Genomic DNA, 14,272 nt, shown 5'->3' with positions numbered 1-14,272 from the left:
ATCCATAACGGATAGATCAAACCACGACGTAGATGCGGCAACATTAGCCGCAACCATACGCCTCGACGATTCCAAACAAAGTCATAGGGGGAGGATCAAACCACGTCATGGTTGCGGCTTAGCCGCAACACTTCTTGTATTTTTTACCGCTGCCGCAGGGACAGGGTGCATTTCTGCTTATTTTCGGCTCTTCACGGTGTACGGGTTTATTGATTTCCTGACCTTCCACAAAGAGCCATTTTCCATTTTTCCGTTCAAAATTGCTAATTTCGTGGTGAGTATACCGCGCCCTGTCAATCATATAGTGGGCTTTGAACTCAACCGTACCCTTCTCGTCATCCTCTCCGCCTTTACTGGTTTTGAGAATTTCCAATCCCTGCCAGTCCGAACCTTTTGACCAGTCTTCTGTTGCTTTCCTGGATTCCGCCAGGTCTTTTGCTTCGACCTCATGAGTGGACATGATAAAATCAACTTCGCCAAGAGCATAGGCGGAATAGCGGGCCCGCATCAGTTTTTCGGCTGTAGGGACGGGGATTCCATCCTTGATATAGAGAGAGCAGCATTTTTCGTATTCCGATCCGCTGCCGCATGGGCATTCTGCCATTTGGTACTCCTTGCAGACCGCCTCTTAACAGACAGTCCCGACGCAGCATAGTACCATAATCGTTGCCATTTTGTCAGGTCCTGAACTCCCTGCCCCTCAGGAACTCTGCATAAAATCCCTGATGCCCGACAATCGCCTCACTCCCCTGGACAGACAGAGACGGATGATCTCTTCACTTCCGTATAGACTCACTCCCTCCCGGGCCCTGGTAATCCCAGTGTATAAAATCTCACGGGAGATCAGACGCTCCGCTCCCTCAGGCATCAGAATATGAACCCGATTGTATTCCGAACCCTGGCTCTTATGGATGGTCAGAGCATAGGAAGTCTCTCTGTTTTCCAACAGGAGAAGGGGAAAGCAGCGGTAGTCTGTATTCAGGTCTTCAAAGAAAGCAAAGAGACCGTCAGAAAAGCGGAGGACGACCCCCCTGTCTCCATTAAAGAGAGAACGCTCATAATCGTTCCGGGTCACCATCACGGGCTGGCCATGATAATGGTTGTCTGGAGATCCGCCCAGAATTTCATTCAATCCCCTGTTCAGTGTAACCGTCCCGAAGAGGCCCTTCCGGGTCGGACTGAGTATAATCCGTTCTCTGTAGAGGCTGAAATAGGGGGCTATTTCACTGGTTTTCTCTCTCCAGTCATGGGACAGGCATCTAAAACCCGATCCGCCGAATGGAACCTTCAATGCTCTGAAATCGGAAGCTAATTCGTTTAGAAGATCTTTGTAGGAGGGCATGAGTCCATAATGGAGCCAGCCCTTTTCTCCCGTGTCTGAGGAGATGTTTCTCCCGGGCTGTTTCAGATAATCCAGAAAGGCAGGGGAATCCCCCTGGATGACCATCCGTGAAGATTCCAGAATGGCCCCGCTGTTTCTATGAACCTTGGAAAGCGAAAGGACCCTCCCGGACAGCCTGTGTCCCGGCTTTTCCATCTCAAAGAGCAGATCCGACAGAAGAGCCCCCGACTCGACAGAAGGAAGCTGATCACGGTCGCCTACCAGCACAAGCCTGGCCTCTGCCTTCATGGCCCTTAAGAGAGCGGTCATCAGGTTTAAATCCACCATGGATGCTTCATCCACTATGATGAGATCTGCCTTGAGGGTTCTCTTCTCATCAAAGAGGGCAGGAGATCCAGGCTTCAGACCCAGCAGTTTATGAATGGTTTCAGCCGGGTGGGAAAATGCCTCACCCAGGAGGCTGTCCTGCATCAGACCTTCCATGCTTTCCATCATCCTCTTAGCCGCCCGCCCGGTGGGAGCGCAGAGCCTGATCTCCGGCAGGGCAGGAGACTCCTTTTGTGAAGCTTTCAGGAACAGACGCAGGAGTCCTGCCAGAATGGTGGTCTTCCCGGTCCCCGGTCCGCCTGTGATGACAGAAAGTCTGGACCGTCCCACCATAAGGGCGGCCTTCAGGGTGTCTTCGGTCACGATATATTCTGGAGAATCCTTTATCCGGGCATAGGCTTGACTCATATGTGACTCGAAATCCTGAGAGATGAGGATGTTTCCTTCATTGCCGCTGATATTTTTCAGAAGGACCAGAAACTGCTGTTCAAAACGTCTTTTCTTCAGCAGGTAAAAGCAGGACAGGTCGGTTGCATAGAGGATGGCCCGGCTCCCTTCAACTCGGGAAGAATCTTTCAGATCTTCATGAAGAGGAGAAAACAGGCGGGGGTTCTCTCTAACAAGGACTCTCAGGTTTTCAAATATCTGGGGGGCCCCGGAAAAACAGTGTCCTCCCCACAGGGGCAGATCCTCCCGGATATCTTCAGAGGAGATTCGGATATGCCCCTGAGAGGTTAGCTCGAGAAAATAGAGAAGAAGCCACCGTAATTCTTCTTTGCGGCTGTCTGCATATTTATTGACCATATGCTCGGCGCTCTGAATCCAGAGAGCCTCGGCCCCGGTCATCATGGCAGACAGGGGAAAACGTTCCCCCTCCTTCAGGGGAGTCAGTCTTTTCATCAACTCAGCGGGAGGACTTTCACGGATGGATTTCAACTCCAGAAACCGCAGTATGCCTCTAGACCTGCACCGGTTCATCTTTCAGCCTCCTTGAGTAGATTCAGAACATCTTCTTCCCCGGGTCTTTGAAAATAAACACCTTTTTTCCCGTCAGACCCCATTCCGCGAACAAAGAAATAGTAGATCCCGCCAAAATCTCTCTCATAGGAGAATGCAGGATCGATGGAAAGCATATAACGTCTCAAAGCAAAGGCATAAATCCAGGCCTGAAGATCATAGCGGTGGAGCATCATGGTCTTTTCCAGATTCTCGGGGCTGTAGTCCGAGAGGGCACCCCTGCCGGGAGGAACCGTGGTCTTCCAGTCAGCGATATAGAGTCGTCCATCCTTTTCGAAGATCAGGTCGATAAAGCCCTTCAAATACCCCTTGTTCAACAGAGCAGACCAGTCATTCTTGCTGATTCGGCTCCCCTTGTCTGTGGAAAGGAGAAATTCGAGTTCGTGTTTTCTCTGGGAAGGGGAGAGTTCTTTCAGTGAACCGACCTCTCCCAGAGGACTGTTCAATACAGCATGAATCATGGTAGAGAGGGCGGGTCCCTGTTCTTTCCACCAGTTCTGATCAAAGAAGCGCAGGGCCCGTTCTTCCAGGAAAAGAAGGGCCTCTGAAGGACCGAACAGTCCCGACTCCATCCACTCCTCCAGACTCATGGCGGCCAGGGTATAGCCCATTTCTTCCAGAATACAGTGAACGAGATTCCCGAAACAGGCGCCCCTTGTGAGCCCGAGAGCCCCTGGAAGGATCTGGGAATCGATGCTCTCATCCTGCTTGTCCCGGTCCTGATCCTCACCGGGAGATGCCTCAATATGCGCATCCGAGGAAAGAGAGGAGAAACTGACCACCGGAATGACCCGGCGGCTGAAGGGAATCCCTGTATTCACCCGGGCTGCCTTGAGAACGGGTAGCTCCCTCATGGCCGGTTCAATCACAAAAGAGTCAGGCATGTCGGTACTGAGGGCAAACAGATCCGGATGGGAGGAGGCCAGAGAGCGGAGGCCCTCTCCCAGCCTCGCATTCACTTCCCTCTTCAGATCCCCCGCTGTTCTTTTTGACGCGGCAAAGGCACAGTGGCTATGAAAGGGCCACATGTCCTGAAGTGAGGAAGCGTCGAGCAATTCATCCTCGACTTGAAACAGAGCCTCACCCACCAGAGACGCATAGATTGAGGTCAGATAATAGAAGTCGCTCTGGGGGAACCAGGGCATATACAGAAGGACGGAAGCCCTGGTCAACGACACATAGTAGAGCCTTTTCCGCTCTTCCCAGTCAGAAAGAGCCGCTTTCTTGATGCTTTCAGAACTCACCAGGTAGTCCTTATACCTCTTGTCTTCCCAGTAATAACTGAGACTGCCCGGGTTGGGCATGGTCCCGTTAGACATGGCGCCAAAAAAGAAGACAATGGGAAACTCAAGGCCCTTGCTGGAATGGTGGGTCAGGATCTGTACGGCCTGACCGTCCTGGTCAAGGCGGACCTGCCGCTCCTCATCTCCCTGAGGATCCTTGAGCTGGGAGAGATAAAAATCATGAAGCTCCCTCGTATCCAGGCCCCTCTGCCGCTGTTCAAAATGGAAGAGTTCCGCCAGATGTGTCAAATTGGTGCAGCCTCTTTTCCCCTGGCTTTCCAGGAGAAGCCGATTCCTCCAGGAACCTTTTCCCTTCATAAAGGGCAGGGGTATTTCCACTTCAAAAAATTGGCGGAATACCTTGATGAGCTGTCCCTGATCACAGAGCATCTGGGCATCTCTCAGAAAAAGGAGAAACTGCTCATACTCTTCACTTTCTCTCAGAACCTGAAGTTCTGTTGTCGTCAAGGCAAATGCCGACGACAACAGCAGGGCTCCCGGGGCGCTGCTGCCGCCGGGATGTGCCAGGGCTCTGAGAATCAGGCCGAAAACTCTGGCTTCTTCGGTTTCCATGATTTTCCGCTCGGAAAAAATAACCGAAGAGATGCCCCGGCTGCCCAACAGAGTCTGCATGGTTTCACAGTCCTGATTTTTCTCCAACAGGATGGCTATATCACCGGAAAGTACCGGGTTTTTCTGCTCTCCCCTCTTCAATGTGATGGAACCGGAGAGAAGGTTCCCGATCTCAGCGGCGGTCCTGACCATCCAGGCTTCTTTCAGGTCATCCTTTCGGGCCAGAGGTTTATCCAGGTCCAGTGAAATTTCACAGAATTGCAGAGCGGCAGCGGTCTGTCCATCCGGAAAAACCGGAGTGGGAGCCTCCTCGTTACCGGCGGTCACTGATTCAAAAGGAACAGCCCGGAACCCTGGAACATTCAGAGCAAAGAGACGGGAAAAAAGAAAATTACAGGCCTCAACCAGGGGAGGACGGGAACGGTAGTTTGTGGTGAGTGAAAAACGCTGATCCTTCGGGACGGTATCACAGGCCTCAAAATACACCGTCAGATCGGCGCCGCGAAACCCATAGATAGACTGCTTGGGGTCTCCTATCAGGAAAAAATTATGATCCGGCCGGTCAAAGAGAGTCTGAAAAATAGACCATTGACGCCGGTCGGTATCCTGAAACTCATCCACAAGAACCACCCGGTACTGCCTCCTGAGAACCTTGGCCAGGGGCCCCTCGGGAGCCTCTTCCAGAAGGTCTGAAAGAACCCGGATCAGATCGGAAAAATCCCGGGCTCCCCGGAGAGCCTTCTTCTCCTGAATGAGGGGCAGGGCAGAATCCACGATCTCTTTGAGGAAGCTATAGGAGAGGGTCTTGAAATAGAGGGTATGTTCGGGTTTTCCCGGAACAAGCAAAGGCTCCAACGCCTCAAACAAGGCATTCACACAGCGGATCAGATCGGCATCTTCCTGGCGGCTCAGATCCGACAGGGATCGGTCAGACTTACTCTTTGCCAGCAGTGTCTCTTCTGTGAGGAGCGTCAGGTATTTGGCCTGGTTCGCCTTGGGGTCAAAGAACTTTTCCAGCCAACGGAACAGACTGTCTCCTGGAAGCAGATGCTCCCAGACGGCAGAGATATTCCCGGGAGTCGGCGGCCTCTGACCGGTATTCATCTCTTTGAGAATACTCTTAATGCGCTCTTCCCCGGGAGCAAAGGGAAGTAGTTCTTCCAGAGCCCTGCGAATAGCACCTTCTCCCCGGGCAAAACCCTCGGTCTCATCCCGGACCCGGCGCATCTGCTCATCCGAGGGAATGCAGATCACATCGTCTTCGTCCATGGTCCGGACCACATCCCTGACGAGGCCCTGGACACTGTCTTCCAGACCATTAGAAAAATAGCTGCGGATCAGGTCTTTTTTATGATCGGGAATCCCCCGGAATTGCCTGTAGAGGACCTCATCCACCCCCTCTTCCACCAGGGAATGATCGGTCAAGAATTCCTGTGTAAAAGAAGAGGACGACTCAAAAGGCCATGTTTTCAGAACATGCTGGCAGAATCCATGAATGGTATAAATTGAAGCCCTGTCAAAATCCCTTTTAGCAGCCTGAAGCCGCTGAAAACCCTCTAGGTCGTCCTGAGCAGAAGAGGAGAATTCGCCAGCCCTCTGGCTGACAAGAGACCTGATCCTGTCCCGCAGTTCTCTTGCGGCTTTGTTGGTAAAGGTCACAACAAGGATAGATTCCAGGGGAATTCCATAGCGGCTGATCAGTTCGCACACAACCCTTTCCAGATTGTATGTTTTTCCGGTTCCCGCCGAGGCCTCAAGGCGAATGGACTGAAGCAGATCTGTCTTTGCGGGATTAAAAATCTTATCGTCCACGTTTTTTTCCTTTCTCACCGGCCAGACTCAGGGGAATGTAGAGAAGATCAAGGAGTTCCCTCAGGATATGGGGGTCCACATCGGGGGGAGTCTTGAGAAAATTCTGTCTGTAGACACAGCGGTGAAAGGTCTGGCTTCCCCGGTCATTGGCGGCCTCGAACATCCATTTCTGTTTCCAGAGCCGCAGGAGTCCTGCATCATCTATCAGAGGATCCGCAGTCAAAGCTTTTGCCAGAGCCTCCCCCAAAACAGGGTAAAGAGGAATGACCTCCCCCCCGGGATTCAGGCAGTGAGAGATGAGAGCATCCAGCCGGGAAGCCGGATTATCCAAAATGACTCGCTGAGGCTCCTCTTCCCCGGTACTGGAGAAGGTCAGCCGGGGATAATCCCGTTTTCCGATTCTGATCAGCTGCACTTCCTTGAGATTCTCATGGAGGCAGGACAGGACAAGGAACTTCAAGGCAGCTTTCAAGCTGTGCCGGTGCCCCGGTTCTCCCGAGTCGCAAAATTCCAGGGTTTTCCAGTCTGCCCGATCTTCCGAGGCACTGAGGCAATCAAGTGTTCCGCAGAGATAGACAGGCCGGACTTCTCCCCGGTCACTCCAGTTCCGCCTTAAAAGGGCGACACTCTCCAGAGGCAGGAGGGACGGCTGTCCCTGGCGGCGACTCTGCCTCTCCGGATCAATCAGGAGATCATGAAGGTTTGGCAGCTCTTCAGTCAGATGACGTGATTCGGATTGATCCCTCATCTCTTCCAGACGCTGCTCCAGCCGTTCCCGCTCCAGAAACAGAATATCCGAGTCGGGCAGATTTCCCCGGAGCTGCTGTTCCTTCAGGTACAAATCAAGCTCGGTGGAATCGGCAAGGAGTTCGGGAGTCTTCAGTCTCTGGTCAAAATATCCATACCGGTCCAGATATTCGAGTTCCCGGCTTTCTCCGCTTTCCTGCTCTGTGCTTTCCTCCTCTTCTGGATATATTTTTAATACCCGCCTGAAATACCAGGCCGCCGGATTTTTTACAAAGGCAAGCAGATCCTCTATGGATAGTGAGATTTCCTCCTGGTGGTCCTCCGACGGCTTAACCCGGTTCAAATGAAAGGAGGCCTCCTCTTTCGACGCGGTATTCATTTGAAGAGTCGCACTTTCCAAAGCCAGCAGGTTAAAAGAGGGACTCCTGCCGGTTCCATCAAAATAACGAAGATCAAAATTATGAATGGATTCTTCCTGAATCAGGAATTCCTCGGCACTATGAGAAAAATCAAAGCGCCGGTTCAGATAATCCAGAAGTTCACTGATCAAAATCGAGGGCTGAAGGACCTCTCCCCGCAGGGCATCCCTGTTTTTATAAAACAGGGTCAAATTCTCCCGGGCAGAGAGTATGGTTTCCAGAAAGGCATAGCGGTCCCCCCCCCTTCGGGAGAGATCGATGGTCTGAGGTACTGTTTCCTTAAGATCAAAGCTGAGGGCTTCATCTTCTCCCGGAAAATCACTTTCATTCATCCCCAGCATATAGATCCTGCGGAAAGGAATGGCCCTCATAGGCTTCAGAGAAGAACAGGTTATCCCCTGGGTCAGATACCGGCCCTTCACACCTGAGGATTTCCGGATAAATTCTGTCAAAAGAGTCCGGAACACAAAAAACCCGAAATTTCTGTCTCCAGGCAGAGGAGTCTCCTCAGAAAGATTCAGCATATCCCTGAAACATCCTTTGAGACGGAAACGGTCCTGTTCGTCTTCCGAATTTTCCCCACGGGGCTTCAGGTAGGACTCCAGAAAGGATTCCGCCAGGAGAACCCATTGTTCCAGAGGCATGGAGACACGGTCCAGCTCATAGAAGTCGTTGAAAAGATTCTGAACCGTCTGCATCAGGATCCCCCAGTTCCGGCCGCTCTCTTCATCGGTCGCCCCATAAGGAAGGAGCTCCGGGGCATCTCCTTCTTCCATAAAAAGGCCTTCCCGGATTCTTTCAAATCCCCTCTCCCAGCTGTTGAAGTCTGTTGCCTCGGGAAAGATCCCCGACTTATGCCCTCTGTCATAGCCCCATTTGATGTTCAGATCCTCACAGAGGCTCAACCAGTTGTCCCTGTCAAGACGGCTCATATGCTGGTGTTCCCGAAAACAGGGATTATCAAAAAGAATAAAGAGTTCGGAACGGGTGAACCTGGAACCGGGAAGCGTAAAGAGATGAAGGAAGGCCTGAATGAGAGGGGACATCTCCGAACTATTCAGGTCGATGAGATTAAAAGGGATAGACAGGTCCGGATCATCCGAGGGAAAGAGAGCCTCTAGAAAAGGGGCATAGGTATTGATATCGGGTGCCAGTACGGCAATATCCGTAAGACCAAGACTGTTATCCTCATTCAGGGCTCCCAGGACAAGATCCTTGAGAACCTCCACTTCCCGCCAGGGACTGGTAAATCCATGAATAGAAAGGGATTGATCTCCGGGAAAAAGAGGCAGGCCTTCATCAGGAAGTGAGCGGTCTTCCAGAATATCCGCCTGCAATACAGAAAGAAAAGACATCTCCCGGGGAAGAGGGTAATCATGAACAGAGGCGTCCAGTTCAAAACCCTCCGCCAGCTCGGCAAAACCGTCCATCTGAGTACACCAGCTGTCCAGAAGTGGATTTTGAACCTTCACGGGATAGTTTTCATAGATCCCCGAAGGAGTCAGGATAAAGTGATCAACCTGAACATCCCTGGAAAAACGGTAAAAAAATTGGAGCGCCGTGTCTCCCAGAAAAGAGGAACCAAAGAGAACAACACGCTTGACCTCACCATCATAGACATCATGGGACGCCTCAACGGTTCTGAGAATGCGGCTGAGTGAAAGCCCTCTGTCAAAGACCTTGTTCCAAAGGAAACGCTGCCAGTCTTCATGCTTCTTCAAGGCTCCCGTCACTCCCGGGTAGGATCTGTCCTCCTCCCAGGCTTCTACCAGAGGAAGGCAGTTCATGGCATAATGAGAAAATAGGCCTGCGATGCTGTCTGCCAGCTCATAAAGGCGTCCCGAGCGAATCTGAAGGTTGTCTTTCTTATTCAGAGTCGAAAAAGAGGAAATGTAACGGTATAGTTCATCACAGACAGCCGGGACGGGGACTCTGCCGCTAAACATCCCCTCCATTATTTTATAGAGTCTGATCTTCAGGTTATCCATATACAGAACAGCCTGAGGGTTGTCATCATTCCCCAGCAGGGTCCGGACACATTCATAACCCTCAGCCAGTTCTCTCAGGGCTTTTTCAGGCAGAACATAGGGATTATCACCACTGATTCCCCGTCTCTCGGCCAACTTCAGCCTGAGCCACTCACCCATGCTTTTGTTCTGAACAACCAGATACAGGGAGCAGCCAAACAGGGAGTCCGGCGTCAGGAGGGAGGAGTAGTTCTCTATGAAATTCTGTAAAGAGGAACTCTGGTATACACGGTAGGCGCACACAGCCCTATCGGGAAGTCCGCCGTGCAATCGTCCAGATGGAACAGAGGATGATCACATCGGTAGAAACAGCCAGGAGCCAGGTAGAGAAATCGGGAATGAAAGAGATATTTCCGTTTCTGATGATAAGTTCTGTCATAAATCGAATCATCACAAGACGGGTCAACCAGAAAATAAAGATCAGAACCGAAGAAACAACGACCAGACGGGAGTCACCAAAACGGAAAAGCCCTAAATGCTACAGGAACCCGGCCATAAGACTAATAATCCCCATGATCAGTTCAGTTTTCTGAACAGCCGGGTTTTCCGCATTAAAAAACCGGGCCACTTCCCGGGCAAATCCTGAATTCTGAGACATATTGCTGATGATTCCCTGAATTCCCAGGATCAGAAAAAAAATGGAAATGGCCAATTGAAGGAAAAAGAGGGAAGTTAAACCAGAATTCTGACGCTGCATAAGAATCTCCTGCAAACCTTGATTTTCTTAATCTAAAATATCACGGATCCTAGGGAATACGCAATTCAGACTGCTTTAAATGAGAAAACCCACATCTGGACTAGTTTCTACAGTGTTATACACAACTTATCCACAGGCAATTTTAAAATTGTGCACATCTGTGGTAAGACTTTGATTTTCGATATTTCATAAAAATTCTCTGTATTTTCAGAAAAACAGCCCCTAATCCTCTTGGAATGTCCTTATTTCTAGAAATATTCAGCTTTTCAAATAGTCTATACACTTTTTTTGCACAATTTATACACAAGATGCTAATCGTGAAACCCCCATACATTGGAAGAGAACATGACTTATCCACAGCTTATCCACAACTTAATCAATTCTCAAAAAACTGATAAAAAGATAGTTAACTGAAAAAAAAGGGCTATACTTTATTTATGAGTTATCAATATGAGTACTTTTACATTTACAAAGAAAAGCTACTCCTGAGTGAGACGATTGAGAACATGGAAGAACTCCTGGAGCTTGTCGCGATCGAACAGATTCGGGCGAATCCCGAGAAAATGGCAAATAGCTTATTTTCAGGAAGTGCTCAAAGAGCCACCAGTTCGATCAGATAGTCGCTGCTGTTTGACAGATAGGCGGCACTGTTCCTTCTGATAGCATCAATCATGCCAGGTTTCATCTCTCGGACAACCTTGGCGGGAGATCCTATGACAAGAGAACGGGGAGGGACTTTCATCCCCTGAGGGACAAGACTTCCGGCACCGATAAGACAATCTTCTCCAATATCCGCACCGTTTAAAATGACAGCCCCCATTCCGATCAGGCAGTTGTCGCCGATACGGCATCCATGAATGACCACCGTATGACCAACGGTGACTCCTTCACCTAGGAATGTGGGCATTCCATAATCCGTATGAACAACGGCACAGTCCTGAATATTGCTGTTTTTACCGATGCTGACAGAGTCCATGTCTGCCCTAATCACCGTATTAAACCAGATACTGACACCCTCTGCAATTTTTGCATCCCCAATAATGTCTGCACTGGGGGCAATAAAACCAACCTTGTCATCAATAGAAGGAGTTTTTCCTTTCAGTGAATAGATCATGACATCTCCTCTTTCGTAACTGGGTCCTTCAAATCCCTGCCCCTGATTTCCACACCCCAGGAGCTGAGCTTCGTTTCCAGAAAGTCCAGAATGACCTGATGTTCTTTCTTACCCCGGCCTTGAACTTTCAGGGCTTCACCCACATGGATATGTACAGGACGGTCGTGATGAACCGTACTAAAATCTGAAACATGCTTGCCGTTAACCAGGAAATCCGTTTTCAAAGCGATGGGAATGACCTTGACTCCGGCCCGTGCAGCCAGCTTAACACCCAGCGAATTGAAATCATCCCGATTGAAGAACCCTTTTCTAGTCCCCTCGGGGAAAAGAAGAATCGAACGGCCCTGATTCAGGTATTCCACTCCTTCTTTCATGATGACATCAATATCTGCTCTCAGATTTTGTCTGGTGAGGGAAATGCTTTTTGTTGCCACCGCAACGGGATGAAAGATCCATGAATCATAGAGGCTCTTTTTCATCACAATGGAAAGAGGATGAAAACATCCAATCAGCCAGGGAAGAACCTGAGTTTCCAAAAGGCTCATGTGATTGGAAACGATGACGCATGGCCCATCCTGCTTCATATTCTCAAGGCCTGTTATTTCAAAACGGGCTCCATGCTTCTCAAAAGCGGTTCGGAGGCGGTCGGAAGCATCAAAATAGGCAGAATTTGTAAAGATGCCCTTTTTGCTGAGATATCTGCATTGAAGAACGATCTTCATGACCGATAGATTCATGGATAAACGGGTTCCCAGAAAATAACGGCTGAGAGCGGGTTTGATCACAGAAGGGGTTTCATATCTTTCCAGAGTGGATAAATCAATCATAGACAACTCCGTTACAATTTTAAATACGCCGGTGCTAAAAAGGGAAGTGCCATTGATGCCCTGGAATCTGAGAAAAATCACCCTCTTCCCATACGGCTTCGTCATCGGCACATAAATCATTATAAGCCAGTTGTATGCGTTCAAGCTGATTCAGGGCATTCAAACCCAGGGGCAGAGCTTCCAGACAATTTCCACTGAGGTTCAGCCTCTTTAATCCGGCCAGAGCATCCAGGGAGAAACCCAGGGATTCAATTCTGTTCCCTGACAGATTCAAAATCTGTAACTTCCGGAGTCCGCCAAGTTGAGGAGGCAGAGTTTTCAAGTCATTACCGGATGCATTAAAATACACCAATTGCCTGAGACTGCCTATCCCCGGAGGGATGAGCTTAATCTTATTAGAGCTGACATCCAGACCTTTTAATCTTCTTATTTTCAGGATTTCTATGGGGAGTTCTACCAGCCCGGCATTGCGGATTGTCAATGATTTAAGAACTGGGCAATGGATCAATCCCGGAGGGAAGCGGAAATCTTCATCCCTGGGTGCACCATCCTGATGGAAGGATTCCAGATGATAGAACCAGAGTGGTTTAACCTCCATGAGGGAGACCATTGTCCAGAAGGAATAGAGAGAGTAGGCTGTAATGTCCTCAACCTTTCCAAAGAAAGCAGGTAACTCGACATGACCTGAAGAATGGAGGCAGGAGTCCCTGATCAGTAGATTTATCAGTTGAGGGCTGTCCCGTCCTACTATCTCCAGGAGCTTTTTTATTTTATCATAGGGTCCTTGAGACAAAACCTGACGGAAAGATTCTGCGGCAAGTAAAGGGCTGCCGGAAGTCATCAATTCAGATCCCAGGGATCTCCTTCCAGTTCCTCTTCGCCATCACCATACTCTTTGTCCCAGGATTCAGAATCCATATCGTCGTACTCATCCCCCCAGTCAGAATGATCCTCCCCCTCCTCATCGTCAGGTTCCAGTTCATCCAGTGAAATTATCCCGTCATCAAAGTCTTCATCGGTGTCATCGAGTATAGACATTTTCATATCTCCTGCAACATCGAAATAAATTGAACCTTCAGCCTAGTCGGAGGACTGTATGGATTCAACATTCTGATCCCTATCATAATAAGAAATTTATTGAAAATCCAGAGAAACCTCAATAATTTTCAGGGAGATCCGATATTTAAAGAAGACCCTTCGGCCCCCTGACTTAGCAACAAGGCCCTTTGGCCCGGACCCTTCGGCCCTGAGCAAGAAAGTCACCGAGGCTGTAACACAACCCTTCGGCCCTGTGCGTGAAATCACCGGAGCTGCATGGCAGCTCTGGTAGTATAAAAGACCCTTCGGGGCACACTGACTTTGTAAATAGGAGTATCACTATGAATCAATTTGACAAGATCAGACAGGAAATTGAGCAGATAGAAAAAGAGCTCATGGAATTAAGAGCTGCAGCAGGAAGAAATCAGGTGCAGGGAACATTGAAAGAACTGAGCCGCAAAAATGACCGCATCAAAAATGCCTTCAGGGTTATCTCCACGACGATATCTTCCTGATTCTGTTCAGATTACTTGATCCAGACTTTTCCACCCAGGAAAGAGACCGCATTGTTCAAATCTTCTGACAATGAGACTACTTCATCCTCATCCAGAGCTTTATAGAGGATTGAACTCACAAGTTTGTGCTTTTCAATAAGGGATTTGAGACCTTCTGATAGATCAGAATACTCTTTAGAGGCAGCATTGGCCGCATCCGTGAAGATCTGACGTCCCTGCTGCATCCAGGTCATAACATTTTCTGTTGGAAAATCCTGGCCCAGGGCAAATTGGGTCGGTTGAAACAATCTGACACGAATGGAAAAGGTGAAAGACTCTTCGCCGATATTTTTAAGATACCTTTTATAATCCAGTGTATAACCTACAGCCGCCACCAGACAGCGGTCAATATTTTCAAGGGAACGTATCAAGAGTTCCATTGATGGAAACAGATGATCCAGCCCTTCCGAGTTTTTATCGAATTTAAATTCCAGTATATAAAAACTATCTATAAACATACCAACAGAACTTCTTCCGCCGCCTTTAAAAAAGGAC

13 protein-coding genes are annotated in these 14,272 nt (G+C 49.4%); 2 read left to right on the top strand and 11 right to left on the bottom strand.

Annotated features, from left to right (window positions below; genetic code table 11):
* Positions 1 to 118 precede the first annotated feature (118 nt).
* From PF479_RS18855 to PF479_RS18830, 6 genes are all read right to left on the bottom strand, one after another.
* Positions 119 to 604 carry a YchJ family protein gene (locus tag PF479_RS18855; protein ID WP_298010075.1) on the bottom strand — a complete coding sequence of 162 codons (486 nt, stop codon included), beginning with the start codon at positions 602 to 604 and terminating at the stop codon, positions 119 to 121.
* Between the two features lie 96 nt (positions 605 to 700).
* Positions 701 to 2,647, bottom strand: coding sequence for an exodeoxyribonuclease V subunit alpha (gene recD / locus PF479_RS18850; protein ID WP_298010072.1), 1,947 nt, complete (start codon positions 2,645 to 2,647; stop codon positions 701 to 703).
* Positions 2,644 to 6,354 (bottom strand): UvrD-helicase domain-containing protein, encoded by a 3,711-nt coding sequence (locus PF479_RS18845; protein ID WP_298010069.1) that lies wholly within the window; start codon positions 6,352 to 6,354, stop codon positions 2,644 to 2,646. The genes recD and PF479_RS18845 overlap by 4 nt, the downstream gene beginning before the upstream one ends.
* The gene (locus tag PF479_RS18840; protein WP_298010066.1) at positions 6,344 to 9,817 is read right to left on the bottom strand and encodes an exodeoxyribonuclease V subunit gamma; all 3,474 of its coding nucleotides are present in this window, start codon (positions 9,815 to 9,817) and stop codon (positions 6,344 to 6,346) included. Before PF479_RS18840 ends, PF479_RS18845 begins: the two co-directional genes overlap by 11 nt.
* Positions 9,795 to 9,926 (bottom strand): hypothetical protein, encoded by a 132-nt coding sequence (locus PF479_RS18835; RefSeq protein ID WP_298010064.1) that lies wholly within the window; start codon positions 9,924 to 9,926, stop codon positions 9,795 to 9,797. Before PF479_RS18835 ends, PF479_RS18840 begins: the two co-directional genes overlap by 23 nt.
* A 99-nt stretch (positions 9,927 to 10,025) precedes the next feature.
* On the bottom strand, positions 10,026 to 10,244 hold the full coding sequence (locus PF479_RS18830; protein WP_298010061.1) for a hypothetical protein: 219 nt from the start codon (positions 10,242 to 10,244) through the stop codon (positions 10,026 to 10,028).
* A 437-nt stretch (positions 10,245 to 10,681) separates the two neighbouring features.
* Here PF479_RS18830 and PF479_RS18825 point away from each other — a divergent pair, with 437 nt between their 5' ends.
* Entirely contained in the window at positions 10,682 to 10,864 is a 183-nt protein-coding gene (locus tag PF479_RS18825; RefSeq protein ID WP_298010058.1) for a hypothetical protein, read from the top strand.
* Here the strand turns inward: PF479_RS18825 and PF479_RS18820 are convergent.
* Genes PF479_RS18820 through PF479_RS18805 form a run of 4 tightly spaced genes read right to left on the bottom strand, consistent with a single transcriptional unit; the run spans position 10,837 to position 13,223 of the window.
* Positions 10,837 to 11,358 (bottom strand): gamma carbonic anhydrase family protein, encoded by a 522-nt coding sequence (locus tag PF479_RS18820; RefSeq protein ID WP_298010055.1) that lies wholly within the window; start codon positions 11,356 to 11,358, stop codon positions 10,837 to 10,839. The genes PF479_RS18825 and PF479_RS18820 overlap by 28 nt on opposite strands.
* Positions 11,355 to 12,185, bottom strand: a complete 831-nt coding sequence (locus PF479_RS18815) for a 1-acyl-sn-glycerol-3-phosphate acyltransferase (protein ID WP_298010052.1) — start codon at positions 12,183 to 12,185, stop codon at positions 11,355 to 11,357. Before PF479_RS18815 ends, PF479_RS18820 begins: the two co-directional genes overlap by 4 nt.
* Before the next feature lie 34 nt (positions 12,186 to 12,219).
* Positions 12,220 to 13,026 (bottom strand): leucine-rich repeat domain-containing protein, encoded by an 807-nt coding sequence (locus PF479_RS18810; RefSeq protein WP_298010048.1) that lies wholly within the window; start codon positions 13,024 to 13,026, stop codon positions 12,220 to 12,222.
* Positions 13,026 to 13,223, bottom strand: a complete 198-nt coding sequence (locus PF479_RS18805; RefSeq protein ID WP_298010045.1) for a hypothetical protein — start codon at positions 13,221 to 13,223, stop codon at positions 13,026 to 13,028. Before PF479_RS18805 ends, PF479_RS18810 begins: the two co-directional genes overlap by 1 nt.
* Positions 13,224 to 13,564: 341 nt before the next feature.
* Between PF479_RS18805 and PF479_RS18800 the strand changes: the two genes are divergently transcribed.
* Positions 13,565 to 13,738 carry a hypothetical protein gene (locus PF479_RS18800; RefSeq protein ID WP_298010042.1) on the top strand — a complete coding sequence of 58 codons (174 nt, stop codon included), beginning with the start codon at positions 13,565 to 13,567 and terminating at the stop codon, positions 13,736 to 13,738.
* A gap of 11 nt (positions 13,739 to 13,749) precedes the next feature.
* Here PF479_RS18800 and PF479_RS18795 read toward each other — a convergent pair whose 3' ends face one another.
* Positions 13,750 to 14,235 carry a hypothetical protein gene (locus tag PF479_RS18795; protein WP_298010039.1) on the bottom strand — a complete coding sequence of 162 codons (486 nt, stop codon included), beginning with the start codon at positions 14,233 to 14,235 and terminating at the stop codon, positions 13,750 to 13,752.
* Between the last annotated feature and the right edge of the window lie 37 nt (positions 14,236 to 14,272).

It is taken from the genome of Oceanispirochaeta sp., assembly GCF_027859075.1.
In the GTDB taxonomy this organism is placed as follows: Bacteria; Spirochaetota; Spirochaetia; order DSM-2461; family DSM-2461; genus Oceanispirochaeta.
Note: the sequence above shows the minus strand (reverse complement) of the source record. Positions and strands in the feature narration are given on the sequence as shown.

Excerpts from the sequence above, each read along its gene's own strand:
- PF479_RS18835 (WP_298010064.1), bottom strand. The coding sequence starts at position 9,926 with ATGACAGAACTTATCATCAGAAACGGAAATATCTCTTTCATTCCCGAT.
- PF479_RS18825 (WP_298010058.1), top strand. The coding sequence starts at position 10,682 with ATGAGTTATCAATATGAGTACTTTTACATTTACAAAGAAAAGCTACTC.
- PF479_RS18855 (WP_298010075.1), bottom strand. The coding sequence starts at position 604 with ATGGCAGAATGCCCATGCGGCAGCGGATCGGAATACGAAAAATGCTGC.
- PF479_RS18830 (WP_298010061.1), bottom strand. The coding sequence starts at position 10,244 with ATGCAGCGTCAGAATTCTGGTTTAACTTCCCTCTTTTTCCTTCAATTG.
- PF479_RS18820 (WP_298010055.1), bottom strand. The coding sequence starts at position 11,358 with ATGATCTATTCACTGAAAGGAAAAACTCCTTCTATTGATGACAAGGTT.
- PF479_RS18805 (WP_298010045.1), bottom strand. The coding sequence starts at position 13,223 with ATGTCTATACTCGATGACACCGATGAAGACTTTGATGACGGGATAATT.
- PF479_RS18795 (WP_298010039.1), bottom strand. The coding sequence starts at position 14,235 with ATGTTTATAGATAGTTTTTATATACTGGAATTTAAATTCGATAAAAAC.
- PF479_RS18800 (WP_298010042.1), top strand. The coding sequence starts at position 13,565 with ATGAATCAATTTGACAAGATCAGACAGGAAATTGAGCAGATAGAAAAA.
- PF479_RS18815 (WP_298010052.1), bottom strand. The coding sequence starts at position 12,185 with ATGATTGATTTATCCACTCTGGAAAGATATGAAACCCCTTCTGTGATC.
- PF479_RS18810 (WP_298010048.1), bottom strand. The coding sequence starts at position 13,026 with ATGACTTCCGGCAGCCCTTTACTTGCCGCAGAATCTTTCCGTCAGGTT.
- recD (WP_298010072.1), bottom strand. The coding sequence starts at position 2,647 with ATGAACCGGTGCAGGTCTAGAGGCATACTGCGGTTTCTGGAGTTGAAA.